Source organism: Marivivens aquimaris, from assembly GCF_015220045.1.
Lineage (GTDB): Bacteria > Pseudomonadota > Alphaproteobacteria > Rhodobacterales > Rhodobacteraceae > Marivivens > Marivivens aquimaris.
The window spans coordinates 1,506,110-1,520,591 of the sequence record NZ_JADBGB010000001.1; the positions used below are offsets into that span (position 1 = coordinate 1,506,110).

Below are 14,482 nucleotides of genomic sequence, written 5' to 3' on the forward strand. Positions count from 1 at the left end.
AGCGCTATTCTGGCCCAAACCGGATGGAGTTTGTCATGCCTGACGGCAGTGGTGTTCCTTTTCAACGCGACCTGACCCGCAAACAGAAAGCGGCGCTGATCGTACAGCTTCTGATTACCGACGGGCAGCGGATGGCCCTGTCGCAATTGCCCGACGAGGTGCAGCTCGAACTGACGCGGCAGCTTGCGGGGCTGGGGATCGTCGACCGCGTGACGATGGACGCCGTGATCGACGAGTTTGTCACCGAGCTTGACGCTATGGGGCTGAGCGGCCCGCAAGGGATGGGCGCGGCGCTAACGACTTTGTCCAGCCACCTGAGCCCTAGCGCGGCCAGCCGGATCAAAGAAGAGCTTTCGGGCGGCGATCCGTGGCCCGTCATCGCTGCCCTGCCCGAACACGACCTTGCGCGGATCATGCAGCGCGAAGCGGTGGAAGTCGGCGCGATCACCCTATCGAAACTGCCGATCCCCAAAGCGGCAGAAGTGCTCGGCCTGATCCACGGATCGCTGGCGCGGCGGATCACCTATGCGATGTCGTTCACCGCTGGTGTGCAGGCGGACACGGTGAACGACATCGGGCGCGCGCTGCTGATGGACTACGGGGCGACGGAGGTTCCTGTGTTCAATGCCCCCGCCCCGACGCGGCTGGGCGAGATCCTCACCGCTTCGCGCAGCGGGACACGGGACGCGGTGCTGGAGGAGCTGCGGCAGGAAGACGACGCCTTCGCCAGCGAGGTGCGGCGCGCGATCTTCACCTTCAGCGATATTCCCGCCCGCATTGCGCCGCCCGACATGCCGAAACTGGCGAAGGCGATGGCGCAGCCCGATCTCGTCCGCGCTCTGGCCGCGACTGGGGATGCGCGGGAGGTCACCGACTACATCCTCGGCAACATGTCCAAACGCATGGCGGCGCAGCTGTCCGAGGAAATCGCCGAACTGCCCCCCATGACCGCGGCAGAGGCAGAGGACGCGCAGAACCTCATGATGACAGCCGTGCGGGAGCTGGTCGATAGCGGCGAGATTACACTCGTCCGCAAGATGGAGGAGGCATGACGCACCGCACTTCTTGAGAAACACGGGGCCACGGTTTATCTGGAGGGCAACACAGAAAGACCCGACATGAGCTCTGACACCACCGATAAAGGCGCGTTTTCCGACCGTTTGATCGACACCGTTCTGCGGACGTTGATCGGCGGGCTGATGAAGATGCCGTTCGAGCGGCGCACCGCCCTCATGGGATCGGTGGTGCGTAAAGTGATCGGGCCGCTCGCGGGTTACCGTAGACGCGCGATGAAAAACCTCGCGCTGATCTATCCCGACATGGCCGAGGCCGAGCGTCGCCGCATTGCGGACGGCGTGCTGGACAATATGGGCCGCACACTGATCGAGAATTATTCATGGCGCGAACTGGGCGAACGACTCCAAGGCGCTCCGGTGCATGGTGCGGGCCTGCCACATATCGCGGAGGCGAAAGCAGCGGGTCGTCCGGTGCTGTTCGTGACGGGTCACTTTTCGAACCACGAAGTGCCGCGTCAGGTGCTGACTGCGATGGGCTACGAGATCGGCGGCCTCTACCGTCCGATGAAGAACAAGCTGGTGAACGAGCACTACGCCAAGACGATGACCGAAATGTCCGGTCCGGTGTTTGCTCAAGGTCGCCGCGGGACTGCGGGTTTTGCCCGCCACCTCAAATCGGGTGGCATGGGTACGCTGCTGTTTGACGTCGCGGTCCCCGAAGGCGTGTTGGTCGATTTCCTTGGCCGCGAGGCGATGACGGCGACCTCTGCGGCGGACATCGCGCTACGGATGGATGCGCTGGTGGTGCCCTACTTTGCAGTGCGGACGGCGAACGGCTTTGAAGTGTTCATCGAAGAGCCCATCGCCCACACCGATCCGGCAACCATGATGACCGAAATGACCCGCCGCCTAGAGGCGCATGTGGCCGCGCATCCGGAGCAGTGGTTCTGGGTTCACAATCGCTGGAAGCCTCAGAAAGCGCGGGCTGCGGCAACGATCGCGCCCGGCCCCGGTTCCTGAACGATCACGACAGCGGGTTCGTCGCCGTCGACAGCCACTTCGAGATCGAGCGGCGATTGGGTATTCCATTCGCTGACCACGGCCCAATCGGTGACGATATTGGCGTAAGTCACGCGCTTGCCTGCATTTTCCCCGCGCTCGATAGCGACCTCGGCGTGCGGCATGAAGCGCACGACCTGCACGATCAGCGGCTGGGCAAAACTCTGCTGCGCGGTCGCATCGACCTCAATCATGCCGCCGTCGCGTTCCACATCAAGAGTCACGGTCACGGCGCTGCGGTCCTGACGGTGGATGCTTTCAACAAGCGGCATCGGCTCTGCACCGACGACCTGATCGCGGCCACCGATGATGAACTGCGGGGTGTAGATCGAACGCGCACCGGCCGCGCGAGCGTAGTTTTTCTGGCGCTCGGTGAACTCGGGTTTCGCAAAACTGTCGGCCCAGCCTATGTAGTCCCAGTAGTCGACGTGGAGCGACAGCGCGATGACATCGTCGTTCTGTGCGAGGCGTTCGAACAGCGCATCGGCGGGCGGACACGAGTTGCAACCCTGCGACGTGAAAAGCTCGACGACGACAGGTTGATCCTCGGCCACCGCGGGAAGCGGAGTAATGCTCAAAAGCCCGAGACAGAAAAGCAGGCTACGTGATGTCATGAAACAGTCCGTATACTTGGGTAGGTTCGGCATAACCCAGCCCCGCCAGACAGGCCAATCAATGAATTGCGAGGCTTGTGACACATTGTCATGCGTTGCAAATTCGCCCATTCGTGCCTCTTGAGAGTATTTGTGTGCAATGGTATACAAAACACCAAGATCTCCCTTGATCGGGTTTTATTCATAGGGCAAAAGCAGCCCAGAACAGCCAACGCCAAACATAAGGAAGTATCCTATGCCCATTCAGGTCGGCCAAGATACCGCCAAGACACGCCGCACGCTCAGCGTCGGCGACAAGTCGGTTTCCTACTATTCTATCCCTGCCGCTACCGAAGCAGGCCTCGGTGATTTCACCAAGCTGCCCGCATCGCTCAAAGTGGTTCTCGAAAACCTGCTGCGTTTCGAAGACGACGGCTTCTCGGTTTCCGTAGACGATATCAAGGCGTTTGCCGAATGGGCGACCCTCGGCGGGAAGAACCCGCGCGAGATCGCATACCGCCCTGCCCGCGTTCTGATGCAGGACTTCACCGGTGTTCCGGCTGTTGTCGACCTCGCCGCTATGCGCGACGGCATCAAGGCTCTGGGCGGCGACCCCAAGAAGATCAACCCGCTGGTCCCCGTCGACCTCGTCATCGACCACTCGGTCATGATCGACGAATTCGGTAACCCGCGCGCGTTCCAGAAGAACGTCGACCTGGAATACGAACGCAACATGGAGCGTTACCAGTTCCTCAAGTGGGGCCAGAACGCGTTCAACAACTTCCGCGTTGTTCCGCCGGGCACCGGCATCTGTCACCAGGTCAACGTCGAATACCTCGCGCAGACCGTCTGGACCGACACCGACCAGGACGGCAACGAAGTCGCATATCCTGACACCCTCGTCGGCACCGACTCGCACACCACCATGGTGAACGGCCTTGCTGTTCTGGGTTGGGGCGTTGGCGGCATCGAAGCCGAAGCTGCAATGCTCGGCCAGCCGATCTCCATGCTGATCCCCGAAGTCGTCGGCTTCAAGCTGACCGGCGAGATGACCGAAGGCACCACCGGCACCGACCTCGTTCTGAAGGTCGTCGAAATGCTGCGTAAGCACGGCGTTGTTGGCAAGTTCGTCGAATTCTACGGCGAAGGCCTCGACAACCTGCCGCTCGCACAGCGTGCGACCATCGCGAACATGGCTCCGGAATACGGTGCGACCTGTGGTTTCTTCCCGATCGACGGCGAAACCCTGCACTACCTCGAACAGACCGGCCGTGACAAAGACCGCATCGCTCTGGTCGAAGCCTACGCCAAGGAAAACGGCTTCTGGCGCGACGAGAACTACGATCCGATCTACTCGTCCACGCTCGAACTGGACATGAACACCATCGTTCCGGCGATCTCGGGTCCGAAGCGTCCGCAGGACTACGTTGCCCTCACTCAGGCTGCATCGTCGTTCATGAACGTCGTCAACGATTACCGCGGTATCGACACCTCGATGGCTGCAGAAGCCATGGAAGCCGAAGCACCGACCCCGACCCCGATCGAAGAAAAAGACCCGCGCAAGTCGCAGGCCGTCAAAGGCCAGGACTACGCCCTGCGTGACGGTTCGGTCGTGATCGCGTCGATCACCTCGTGCACCAACACCTCGAACCCCTACGTGCTGATCGGCGCTGGCCTCGTAGCCCGCAAAGCTCGCGAACTGGGTCTGGACCGCAAGCCGTGGGTCAAAACCTCGCTCGCACCGGGTTCGCAGGTCGTGACCGAGTACCTCAAGGCCGCCGGTCTTCAGGAAGACCTTGACGCGATTGGCTTCAACCTCGTCGGCTACGGCTGCACCACCTGTATCGGTAACTCGGGCCCGATCGCTCCGGAACTGTCCGAAGCCATCGCCGAGGGCGACCTGATCGCAACGTCGGTCCTGTCGGGCAACCGTAACTTCGAAGGCCGCATCTCGCCGGACGTTCGTGCCAACTACCTCGCGTCGCCGCCGCTCGTCGTCGCATACGCGCTGGCTGGTGACATGAACATCGACCTCACCACCGAGCCGCTCGGTCAGGGTAAAGACGGTCAGGATGTCTACCTGAAGGACATCTGGCCGACCAACGCCGAGATCGCCGAGCTGGTCGAAAAGACCGTCACCCGCGAAGCGTTCCTCAGCAAGTACGCTGACGTCTTCAAGGGCGACGAGAAGTGGCAGGGCGTCGAGACCACCGAGGGTGAAACCTACGACTGGCCGGCTTCGTCGACCTACATCCAGAACCCGCCGTACTTCCAAGGCATGTCCAAGGATAAAGGCTCGATCAACAACATCGAAAACGCCAAAGTCCTGCTCATCCTCGGCGACATGGTCACCACCGACCACATCTCGCCCGCAGGTTCGTTCAAGGACACCACGCCGGCTGGTAAGTACCTGCTGGAACGTCAGGTCGCTCCGAAGGACTTCAACAGCTACGGTTCGCGCCGTGGTAACCACGAAATCATGATGCGCGGCACTTTCGCCAACATCCGCATCAAGAACGAGATGCTCAACGGCGTCGAAGGTGGTTACACCAAGGGTCCGGATGGCGAGCAGACTTCGGTCTTCGACGCGTCGATGGCCTATCAGGAACAGGGCACCCCGCTCGTCGTCTTCGGCGGCGAACAGTACGGTGCAGGTTCGTCGCGTGACTGGGCTGCCAAGGGTACTGCCCTGCTCGGCGTGAAGGCTGTCATCGCGGAATCGTTCGAACGTATCCACCGCTCGAACCTCGTTGGCATGGGCGTCATCCCGTTCGAATTCACCGAAGGCGACACCCGTCTTTCGCTGAACCTGACCGGCGATGAAACCGTCACCATCGAAGGCCTGACCACGGTTCGTCCGCTGGAAGTCCTCAAGGCGGTCATCACCTACGCGAACGGCGAGTCCAAGACCATCGACGTCCGCTGCCGCATCGATACGGCTCCGGAAATCGAATACATCGAAAACGGCGGCGTGCTGCACTACGTGCTGCGTAACCTCGCCAAATCCTGATAAATTCTGGATAGAAATCAAAAGGCTCCGCTTCGGCGGGGCTTTTTTTGTTGGGACTTTTCGTTCTCCCATAGGATGTATGGAGAATGCGAATTATCGCTCTAATAAAGATTGACAGGACTCATCCCAAGCGTGAGAACAGTATCAAGCGCGCAATGCACCCGTGTTTTTCGGTTTCCCAGTGCTCGGTTAGCGGTGCAAAGTGCGCAAGAGCGCTGCGCGCGCTCGAAGCGACGGCCGCTGCCCGGTGGCCGTCGCTCTTCGTTTCAGCCCACAGTTTTTGCACCACTTATCCACAAGGTTTTCCTGCGTTCTGAGGGGTTATACCCAAAGTTATCCACAGGGCCTGAGAGTTATTTTCGGGGTGTCAGAGGTCGCCGAAATCGCCCGTTAACCGCCTCTTAAACATATCCACAGGCTTACCCCCCGCTGAGTCAGCTATGTCCACAGGATTCCCCCCGAGTCCGGTTTGCCGAATCCCTTTTATGGTGATGACTCAAGGGCATGGATAATATTCAACTGCACCACCTGCGCATCAAGGCCGACGGCCAGCTTCCGAAGCTTCCCATGGAGCGTCCCTACGCTCTGGTCCTGATCGCCCACGAAGAGACGTCGGATCGCTTCCGCCGCGCCGTGACCGAGATCATGGCAACGGGAAGCTGCGTGCAGGCGAATATCTGGGGTGAGGACGCCGAGGACTGGCAGGATTGCACGGAGGCCGCCAATGCCTTCGCGATCATGACCGAAGAGCGTTCCGAGACGATCCCCGACATCGTGGTCAGCTCGCAGTCGAACCGCGCGATCGACGACGTGTTCGCATTCGCATCGGCCCACATGAACGATCTGGAGATCGAAGGCGTGGACCTGATGATCACTCTGGAAATCGGCCGCCCCGCGTTCCGCTACGACCTGACGTCGATGGCGCACCGCGCCGCAGCGGATTACGGGATGCAGGCCGCGCTGGCCTGCTGAGGCTTACTCGGCCATCGCCTTTTCAAGCTCCGGCAGGAACCGGTTCTCGTAGTCGGCCCCCAGCAGCGGGCCGGCAAAGCGGAATAGCACTTTGCCGTCACCATCCACGATGAATGTCTCCGGCGGAGCGGTCACGCCCCAGTCGATGCTCACGCGCCCGCGCGGATCGAAGGCGGAGGCGAAGTACGGATTGCCCTCTTCGTCGAGGTATTCGAGCGCGGCGCCCTCCTCGTCACGGAAGTTCACGCCCGCAATGCGGATGCCGTCATTCGCCATCTCGGTCAGCACCGGATGCTCGGCGCGGCACGGCGGGCACCAGCTCGCCCAGAAGTTCACCAGCGTCAGCTCGCCGCTGCGCAGGTCATCGTCGCTGAGCACAGGCTCGCCCGTCAGGCCCTGATCAGGCAGCGCGGGGGCGTCTTTACCAATCAGCATCGACGGCAGGTCCTCGCCGTCGCCAAAGTACATCTGACCGAGGAACAGGCCCGCGATGGCCGCGAAGGCCACGGGCGGGATCAGCGCCAGAACAGGGATCTTAGCCATTCTTGGCCTCCACCTGCGCGAGGCGTAGCTTGGCCTTGCGGCTCTGCGTCAGCGACTGGATGACAAGGGCCGCAACGAACGTGACGGTGACGCCATAGCAGGCCCAGACGTGGAATGTGTGTTTGCCGAAGTCGATCATGCGGACCTCCGTTGGCGGGCCTCCAGCGCGTCAGCGCGGCGGAGGCGGATTTCGGTGTTGGTGCGGATCAGGACCAGCGCGAGGAACAACAGGCCAAAGCCCAGCATCGCGATGACAGACGGGTACCAGAAGGACGGGTCGATGTGGGTTTCCTTGTCAGCCGAGAAGGTCGAATCCTGATGGAGGCCATTGCTCCAGAAACGGACGGCGTAGCGCGACAGCAGCGCGAAGATCGACCCGACGAGGCAGAGGACACTGGTCAGGTCGGCTGCGGTGTCGTTGTCCTCGATCGCGGACCACAGCGCCATGTAGCCGAGGTAGAACAGGAACAGGATCAGGAACGACGTCAGGCGCGGCTCCCACTGCCACCATGTGCCCCAAGTGGGCTGGCCCCAGATCGCGCCGGTGATGAGAGCGATGAGCGTCATGGTCGCGCCGATGGGCGCTGCGGCCTTGGCGGCGAGCGCCGAGACGTGGTGACGGCGGATCAGCCAGATCAGCGAGGCGACGAACATCATGAACCACGCATTGATGGCCATGAGCGCGGTTGGGACGTGGACGAACAGGATCTTGACCGACGCGCCGAAATTCTCGGCGTCAGGCGTGAACAGAAGCCCCCAGACAAGGCCGACGACCATCGCGGCAAGCGCAATGCCCAGCACCCAAGGGATGATGGGCGTGGTGGTCGCCATGAACTTCTTCGGGTTTGCGTATTCCCAGATCGACATAGGTTCCTCTTATCCCCGTATTACGGTGGCGGCTCAATCCCCGATCACTTCAGATTGACGCGAAGTGCCGCGCCGCTCGCGAAGGGCAGCAGGGCGAACGCGCCAAAGGTGATACCGGCGAGCATGACGAATGGTGTGGTGGCGTCCATCGCTTCGGACCCGCGGCGCACGGCCTCTGCGCCGAAGACCAGCGTGGGCACGTAAAGCGGCAGGACGAGGAGCGAGAGCAGCAGTCCGCCGCGTTTCAGGCCGACGGTCAGCGCCGCGCCAAAGGTGCCGATGATCGACAGCGCGGGCGTGCCGAGGGCGAGCGACAGTGTGAGGTAGCCGTAAGCCTCGGTCTGCATGTGCAGCAGCACGCCAAGCGCAGGCGCGGCGAGCGTCAGCGGCAGGCCCGTGGTGAGCCAGTGGGCGACGGCTTTGGTGACGGAGGCCGCTTCGAGCGGCAAAGGCGACGTGGCGAGCAGCGCCAGCGAGCCGTCCTCAAAGTCCAGCGCGAAAATCCGGTCGAGTGACAGGAGGCACGACAGCAGCGCCGCGACCCAGAGGATGCCAGGGGCGATGGGCTCCAGCACGGTTTTGTCGGGGCCAACGCCGAAAGGCACCAGCACGATAACGATCAGGAAGAACGCGAGGCCGAGGCCGAAGCCCCCGCCTGCCCTCACAGCAAGCCGCAGGTCACGGAGCAGAAGTGCGATCACAGGAACGCCTCGTCACTGCCGCCAGCGGCGTCGGGGGCCGCGCGAAATGGCTCCAGGTCCATTTCCGGCGCGTCGAGGCCAAGGTCGATGTGGGTGGCGATGACGGCGATGCCGCCTTGGTCGAGGTGCTGATGCTGGAGGAAGTCCGCAAACAGCTTCACCGAAAAGCGGTCGAGCGACACGGTGGGCTCATCAAGGAACAGCACCTTGCGCCCGATCACACCGAGGCGCGACAGGCCAAGGCGGCGTTTCTGACCAGCCGAGAGCGTCCCCGCAGCGCGCTGGCGCAGGTCAACAAGGTCGAATTTTTCGTAAACGGTGTCCGGCACTTGGTTGCCGTAGACGTCGGCCCAGAAACGCAGGTTTTCTTCGACCGTCAGCTGGGATTTCACACCGTCCGCGTGGCTGGCGTAGGCGCTTTCATCCTCGGGGCAGTCGATCTGGCCGCTCTGTTCGGGCTGAAGGCCAGCCAGCGTGCGCAGAAGGGTCGTCTTGCCGATCCCGTTGGCACCGCGCAGCACGAGCGCCTGCCCAGCCGGAACCGTGAAAGACACGTTTTCCAGTACGGGAATACCGCCGCGCGCGACCGTCAGATCAGAGACTTTGAGTTCCATACCAACGCTCTAACCTATCCCGCGCGACGCGCAAAGCTCAGACAGGCAACAGCGCCAAAGCGACGCGGCGGCCTTCGGACAGAAGCACGTTGTAGGTGCGGCAGGCGGCGGGCGAAGACATGGGTTCGGCGCCGATTCCGGCCTCCTCCATCACCTCGCGGAATTCCTTGGGAAGGTGGGCGATTTCCTCGCCCGTGCCGACGAAGAACACGTCAACCTTGTCCTTGAGCGCCAGCAGCGCGGCGGTGTCGTCGTAGCCACCCCAGGACTGGATACCGGAAGGCGAAACGATAACCGGACCTTCGAAAACCTCACCGCCGATGCGGAAGAAACCGGGTCCGTAACCGTCCACGGGCTTGGCATCGTTGTATTCGATTTCGTTCAGTCGCATGTTGGCCTCTTTCGTTCTGCGGGCATTGTCGCAGAAAGCATCGGGGCCCGAAAGGGCCCCGACAAACTTATGCATCGATGTCCATGAACTGGTTTCCGGAAGGTTTCTTTTCCTTCGACCAGTCACGTTTGACGCCGAGCATCAGAACGATGTTTTTCGCGACATAGATCGACGAATACGTACCGACGATAATGCCCCATGTGATCGCCAGCACGAAGCCGCGGATCACGTCGCCGCCGAGAACGAGCAGCGCGATGAGCGCCAGCAACGTGGTGCCCGAGGTCATGACGGTACGGCTGAGCGTCTCGTTGGCCGAGAGGTTCAGAACGTCGATCAGCGGCATCTTCTTGTACTTGATCAGGTTCTCGCGGGCACGGTCAAAGACCACCACGGTATCGTTGATCGAGTAGCCGACGATTGTCAGCAGCGCCGCGATGGTCGCGAGGTCGAATTTCAGCTGGAAGATCGACCAGAGACCGATGGTCAGCAAAACGTCGTGGATCAAAGCCGCGACCGCACCGATCGCGAACTGCCATTCGAAGCGCGCCCAGATGTAGATCACGATCGCCACGATCGCAGCCAGAACAGCGTAGATCGCGGTGTTGATCAGTTCGCCCGACACCTTGGGACCGACGGATTCGACCGACGGGAAGGTGATGGACGGATCGACCTGCTGCAGTGCCTCTTCGACCTGCTGGACAATCTCTGCCGAGATGCTCTCCTGACCTTCTTGCGCTTGGATACGGATCATCGCGACGTGTTCGTCCGCCGCGAAGGTCGGATCGAAAACTTCGGTGATGACCACATCGCCCAGACCGAGCGGATCGATCGCGGCGCGGTAATCGGCAACCGATACCTCGCTGGTCGAGTCCGTACGGATGGTCGTGCCGCCGCGGAAGTCGATGCCGAAGTTCAGTCCCAGAACGAGGAACAGAATGATCGACGCGATGACCGCGACGACCGACGCGCCGAACGTGTAGCGGGCCGCTTTGAAGAAGTTGAAGTTGGTTTCTTGGGGAATCAGACGGAGCCGCATGTTACACCTCGATGGTTTTCGGGCGGCGGCGCTGGAACCACCAAACGATGAACAGACGGGTCACGAAGATCGCGGTAAAGACAGACGTCAGAATACCGATACCCAGTGTCGTCGCGAAGCCGCGAACCGGACCGGAGCCGACGAACCACAGGATGGCAGCCGTCATGATCGTGGTGATGTTGGCGTCCAGAATGGCCGACATCGCACGCTCGTAGCCCAACTCGATTGCACGGGCCGGACCTTTGGCGGTCTTCAGTTCTTCGCGAATACGTTCGTAGACCAGCACGTTGGCGTCCACGGCCATACCCATCGTCAGCACGATACCCGCGATCCCCGGCAGCGTGAGCGTCGCGCCCAGCAGCGAAAGGATACCGATGATCATCGCCATGTTGAGGATAAGCGCGATGTTGGCGATCCAGCCGAAGAGGCCATAGGACAGCCCCATGAAGATCATGACGGCGACAAAACCGACAACAGCCGCGATCTGGCCCGAGCGGATGCTGTCCGCACCAAGCTCCGGCCCCACGGTGCGCTCTTCGAGGAAGTCGAGGCCCGCAGGCAACGCGCCCGCCCGCAGCAGAACCGCGAGGTTGGTCGTCTCTTCCACGGTGAAGGAGCCGGTGATGATGCCCGAGCCGCCGGTGATGGCGCTCTGGATCGTCGGAGCCGAGATCACCTCGTCATCGAGCACGATCGCGAACGGACGGCCGATGTTGTTGGAGGTGTAGGCACCGAACGCACGCGCGCCGCCGGGGTTGAAGCGGAAGTCCACAGCTGGACGACCGTTCTGGTCGAAGGTCGGCTGCGAGTCCGTCAGCTGGTCGCCCGAGACAACAGCCGTGCGCGACAGGATGTAGTAGACGCCCTCACGCTCGACATCGGGCGCAAGGAAGTTCCCGACACCCGGCTCTGCGTTCTCGTCGCCAGTGGTGCTGATGACTTCGTGGAAACCGAGCTGCGCGGTGGTGCCGATCCAACCCTTGAGTTCCTGCGCCGACTTCGCGCCTGGAACCTCGATCAGGATCCGGCGGTCGCCGGTCCGCTGGATCGACGGCTCGCGTGTACCCGCCGCGTCGATACGGTTGCGGATGATCTCCAGCGCCTGACGCACGGTGAGCTCGTCGCTGACGGTCTTCTGGGCTTCGGACAGTTCGACCGTGACAAGGTTGCCATTGGCCGACACCGTGAGGCTCGACTGACCTGCGCCGGTGACAGAGGTCACAGGGCTCGCCAGACCGCGCACCAGCTCGACAGCGCGTGCAACGCCGTCCTCGTTGGCCACGCGGATCGCCAGCGTTCCAGGGGCCGATTCCTGTCGGCGGATCGCGCCGATGGTATCGCGTTCGGCCACCAGTACGTCACGCACCTGCGGCCACATGCCGTCCATGGTGGTCTCGTAGACGTCCTCGACACGCACCTCCGCCAGCAGCTGTGCGCCGCCCCGAAGGTCGAGACCGAGGTTCACAATGTCGGAGGGCAGCCAAGACGGCCACTGCGCCAGATCGGCTTCGAGTTCGGCATTGGTGATGCCGTTCTCGATATCCTTGGCCGCATCGTTGTGCATCTCGACCCGAGAGTAGAAAAAATTGGGCAGCGTGAAAATCACCCCGGCCAAACAGGCCAGAACGATGAGCACCTGCTTGAAGCGTGCAATATGTAGCATATCCGGGGTGTTCGCCGCTTAGCTGTTCGCAGGTTCGGTGCGGTTCACGACCTGCGAAATGGTCGAACGCACGACGCGGACGTTGACGCCTGTCGCGATCTCGATCTCGATCTCGTTGTCGTCCTTGACCTTCGCTACCTTACCGATGATGCCGCCCTGCGTGACGACCTGATCACCGCGGCGCAGCGCCGCCACCATGTTCTGGTGTTCCTTCAGCTTCTTTTGCTGCGGACGGATCAGCAGGAAGTACATGATCGCAAAGATCAGGATAAAGGGGATAATACCTTGAATGGCCTCCATCGGGCGCTCCTCGTCTAAGTCTGGCGGGGGCTCCCCGCAAAGTCGCGGCACGTTATGACGGCGCCACGGGATTGGCAACCGCAGCACGGACGCTCAAGGCAATGTGTGAAGGCGATTTTGCAGATTCAAGCAGGCCGCCCTGCCCGCCGCTATTCATTCTGACAAAAATACCTCGGGGGTGAGGCCGCTAGGCCGAGGGGGCAGCGCCCTCGCTCCGCCCTCAAACTGGGCTGGCAGCAGTGCAAACGCGGCGATATGCTCGCAGTGGATCACTGGCACGCGAGAGGCTCCATGACCCCGACCATCATCGTCCCCGGCATCGGCGGCTCCGGCCCTGACCACTGGCAGAGCCTGTGGGAAACCAAACACCCCCAGATGACCCGCTTCGCGCCGTCAAACTGGGACGAGCCGGACCTTTCCGACTGGCTCGCAGCTTTAGACGCCGCGATAGCCGCCGCGCCAACGCCGCCGATCCTCGTCGCCCATTCGCTCGGCTGCCTTCTCGCCGCCCACTACTGCGCCGCGTATGACCGCCCGATCCAAGGCATCTTCTCCGTCGCCCCGCCCGATCCCCTCGGCCCGAATTTTCCGGCCGTGAACCAGAGCTTCATCGACGTGCCGCGCACACCGCTCCGCGCGCCGACACTGGTCGCGGCAAGCACGGACGATCCCTACGCTTCTATCGCATTTGCGGAAACTATCGCGGCGGACTGGCAGGCAAGGTTCATAAACCTCGGCCCGCTCGGCCACGTAAATGCCTCCAGCGGGCTCGGTGACTGGCCCGCCGGATATGCTTTGTTCGAAACCTTCGCGGCAAATCTGCCCGAAACTTAACCCTTCGCGACGTCGTCCAGCGCGCGCAGCTTTTGCAGCAGCGGCTGAAGCGCTTCGATACGCACCATGTTCGGACCGTCCGACGGCGCGTTATCAGGGTCTTCGTGCGTCTCGATGAACAGCGCTGCACAGCCGACGGCCACAGCCGCACGCGCCAGCGGAGGCACCATGCGGCGATCGCCGCCCGACGAATTACCGTTGCCGCCCGGCTGCTGGACCGAGTGCGTCGCGTCGAACACAACAGGATAGCCAGTCTCCGCCATGGTCGGCAGACCGCGGAAATCGCTCACAAGCGTGTTGTACCCGAACGAGGTTCCGCGCTCACAGAGCATGATGTTGGTGTTGCCCGTGCTCTCGATCTTCGCCGCGACGTTCTTCATGTCCCAAGGCGCAAGGAACTGGCCCTTCTTGACGTTAATCGCCTTGCCCGTTTCGCCCGCTGCCAGCAGCAGGTCGGTCTGACGGCAAAGGAACGCCGGAATTTGCAAAATGTCACAGAACTCCGCTGCCATCGCGCAGTGGTGGGTTTCGTGAACGTCGGTGATGACGGGGCAGCCGAATTCGTCACGGATCTTCGACAGGATTTCCAGACCCTTCTCGGCGCCAAGACCGCGCTTGCCGCCCAGCGACGAACGGTTGGCCTTGTCATACGAGCCCTTGAAAATGAAACCCGTACCGGTCGCAGCGCAAGCTTCGCTAATCCGCTCCGCCAGCATACGCGCATGATCGAGGCTTTCGAGCTGGCACGGCCCCGCAATCAGCGCGAAGGGCAGATCGTTGGCGACTTCGACGTTTCCGATGGTGACGCGGTGCATGGGCGCTCTCCTTGAATTGGCTTGCCCTGCATATAGACACGCGCAAAGGCTGCGTCCATCGCTCCTGC

16 protein-coding genes are annotated in these 14,482 nt (G+C 62.0%); 5 read left to right on the plus strand and 11 right to left on the minus strand.

Annotation, left to right across the window (positions count from 1 at the left end; translation table 11 throughout):
- Positions 1-35: 35 nt before the first annotated feature.
- Positions 36-1,052 (plus strand): FliG C-terminal domain-containing protein, encoded by a 1,017-nt coding sequence (locus IF204_RS07485; protein ID WP_194095886.1) that lies wholly within the window; start codon positions 36-38, stop codon positions 1,050-1,052.
- A 66-nt stretch (positions 1,053-1,118) separates the two neighbouring features.
- A complete protein-coding gene (locus tag IF204_RS07490; RefSeq protein WP_194095887.1) occupies positions 1,119-2,036 on the plus strand; it encodes a lysophospholipid acyltransferase family protein in 918 nt (305 codons plus the stop codon).
- Here IF204_RS07490 and IF204_RS07495 read toward each other — a convergent pair.
- Positions 1,988-2,689, minus strand: a complete 702-nt coding sequence (locus IF204_RS07495) for a DUF1223 domain-containing protein (RefSeq protein ID WP_194095888.1) — start codon at positions 2,687-2,689, stop codon at positions 1,988-1,990. The genes IF204_RS07490 and IF204_RS07495 overlap by 49 nt on opposite strands.
- Before the next feature lie 235 nt (positions 2,690-2,924).
- Between IF204_RS07495 and acnA the strand changes: the two genes are divergently transcribed.
- Both acnA and IF204_RS07505 read left to right on the plus strand, forming a co-directional pair.
- Positions 2,925-5,678, plus strand: a complete 2,754-nt coding sequence (gene acnA, locus IF204_RS07500; protein ID WP_194095889.1) for an aconitate hydratase AcnA — start codon at positions 2,925-2,927, stop codon at positions 5,676-5,678.
- Between the two features lie 504 nt (positions 5,679-6,182).
- Complete coding sequence (locus IF204_RS07505) at positions 6,183-6,650, plus strand: DUF7684 family protein (protein WP_167638007.1); 468 nt, start codon at positions 6,183-6,185, stop codon at positions 6,648-6,650.
- Between the two features lie 3 nt (positions 6,651-6,653).
- On the opposite strand, the gene IF204_RS07510 is transcribed toward IF204_RS07505, so the two are convergent.
- The 9 genes from IF204_RS07510 to yajC form a co-directional block, all read right to left on the minus strand.
- Positions 6,654-7,193, minus strand: a complete 540-nt coding sequence (locus tag IF204_RS07510) for a DsbE family thiol:disulfide interchange protein (RefSeq protein ID WP_194095891.1) — start codon at positions 7,191-7,193, stop codon at positions 6,654-6,656.
- Positions 7,186-7,332: a heme exporter protein CcmD gene (gene ccmD / locus IF204_RS07515; RefSeq protein WP_194095892.1), complete on the minus strand. Its 147-nt coding sequence runs from the start codon at positions 7,330-7,332 to the stop codon at positions 7,186-7,188. Before ccmD ends, IF204_RS07510 begins: the two co-directional genes overlap by 8 nt.
- Complete coding sequence (ccmC, locus tag IF204_RS07520; RefSeq protein ID WP_194095893.1) at positions 7,329-8,060, minus strand: heme ABC transporter permease CcmC; 732 nt, start codon at positions 8,058-8,060, stop codon at positions 7,329-7,331. Before ccmC ends, ccmD begins: the two co-directional genes overlap by 4 nt.
- Before the next feature lie 44 nt (positions 8,061-8,104).
- Positions 8,105-8,761, minus strand: coding sequence for a heme exporter protein CcmB (gene ccmB / locus IF204_RS07525; protein WP_194095894.1), 657 nt, complete (start codon positions 8,759-8,761; stop codon positions 8,105-8,107).
- Complete coding sequence (ccmA, locus tag IF204_RS07530; protein WP_194095895.1) at positions 8,758-9,375, minus strand: heme ABC exporter ATP-binding protein CcmA; 618 nt, start codon at positions 9,373-9,375, stop codon at positions 8,758-8,760. The genes ccmB and ccmA overlap by 4 nt, the downstream gene beginning before the upstream one ends.
- Positions 9,376-9,412: 37 nt before the next feature.
- A complete protein-coding gene (locus tag IF204_RS07535; protein WP_194095896.1) occupies positions 9,413-9,766 on the minus strand; it encodes an Mth938-like domain-containing protein in 354 nt (117 codons plus the stop codon).
- 67 nt (positions 9,767-9,833) lie between these two features.
- Positions 9,834-10,802, minus strand: coding sequence for a protein translocase subunit SecF (gene secF / locus IF204_RS07540; protein ID WP_194095897.1), 969 nt, complete (start codon positions 10,800-10,802; stop codon positions 9,834-9,836).
- 1 nt (position 10,803) lies between these two features.
- On the minus strand, positions 10,804-12,465 hold the full coding sequence (gene secD, locus IF204_RS07545) for a protein translocase subunit SecD (RefSeq protein ID WP_194095899.1): 1,662 nt from the start codon (positions 12,463-12,465) through the stop codon (positions 10,804-10,806).
- Between the two features lie 18 nt (positions 12,466-12,483).
- Positions 12,484-12,765 (minus strand): preprotein translocase subunit YajC, encoded by a 282-nt coding sequence (yajC, locus tag IF204_RS07550; protein WP_194095901.1) that lies wholly within the window; start codon positions 12,763-12,765, stop codon positions 12,484-12,486.
- Between the two features lie 291 nt (positions 12,766-13,056).
- Here yajC and IF204_RS07555 point away from each other — a divergent pair, with 291 nt between their 5' ends.
- Entirely contained in the window at positions 13,057-13,599 is a 543-nt protein-coding gene (locus IF204_RS07555) for an RBBP9/YdeN family alpha/beta hydrolase (protein WP_194095903.1), read from the plus strand.
- On the opposite strand, the gene kdsA is transcribed toward IF204_RS07555, so the two are convergent.
- Positions 13,596-14,414: a 3-deoxy-8-phosphooctulonate synthase gene (gene kdsA / locus IF204_RS07560; RefSeq protein ID WP_194095905.1), complete on the minus strand. Its 819-nt coding sequence runs from the start codon at positions 14,412-14,414 to the stop codon at positions 13,596-13,598. The two genes, IF204_RS07555 and kdsA, sit on opposite strands and share 4 nt — an antisense overlap.
- Positions 14,415-14,482 lie beyond the last annotated feature (68 nt).

Coding starts and splice junctions, on each gene's coding strand:
- IF204_RS07485 (WP_194095886.1), top strand. CDS start 36: ATGCCTGACGGCAGTGGTGTTCCTTTTCAACGCGACCTGACCCGCAAA.
- IF204_RS07490 (WP_194095887.1), top strand. CDS start 1,119: ATGAGCTCTGACACCACCGATAAAGGCGCGTTTTCCGACCGTTTGATC.
- IF204_RS07495 (WP_194095888.1), bottom strand. CDS start 2,689: ATGACATCACGTAGCCTGCTTTTCTGTCTCGGGCTTTTGAGCATTACT.
- acnA (WP_194095889.1), top strand. CDS start 2,925: ATGCCCATTCAGGTCGGCCAAGATACCGCCAAGACACGCCGCACGCTC.
- IF204_RS07505 (WP_167638007.1), top strand. CDS start 6,183: ATGGATAATATTCAACTGCACCACCTGCGCATCAAGGCCGACGGCCAG.
- IF204_RS07510 (WP_194095891.1), bottom strand. CDS start 7,193: ATGGCTAAGATCCCTGTTCTGGCGCTGATCCCGCCCGTGGCCTTCGCG.
- ccmD (WP_194095892.1), bottom strand. CDS start 7,332: ATGATCGACTTCGGCAAACACACATTCCACGTCTGGGCCTGCTATGGC.
- ccmC (WP_194095893.1), bottom strand. CDS start 8,060: ATGTCGATCTGGGAATACGCAAACCCGAAGAAGTTCATGGCGACCACC.
- ccmA (WP_194095895.1), bottom strand. CDS start 9,375: ATGGAACTCAAAGTCTCTGATCTGACGGTCGCGCGCGGCGGTATTCCC.
- IF204_RS07535 (WP_194095896.1), bottom strand. CDS start 9,766: ATGCGACTGAACGAAATCGAATACAACGATGCCAAGCCCGTGGACGGT.
- secF (WP_194095897.1), bottom strand. CDS start 10,802: ATGCGGCTCCGTCTGATTCCCCAAGAAACCAACTTCAACTTCTTCAAA.
- secD (WP_194095899.1), bottom strand. CDS start 12,465: ATGCTACATATTGCACGCTTCAAGCAGGTGCTCATCGTTCTGGCCTGT.
- yajC (WP_194095901.1), bottom strand. CDS start 12,765: ATGGAGGCCATTCAAGGTATTATCCCCTTTATCCTGATCTTTGCGATC.
- IF204_RS07555 (WP_194095903.1), top strand. CDS start 13,057: ATGACCCCGACCATCATCGTCCCCGGCATCGGCGGCTCCGGCCCTGAC.
- kdsA (WP_194095905.1), bottom strand. CDS start 14,414: ATGCACCGCGTCACCATCGGAAACGTCGAAGTCGCCAACGATCTGCCC.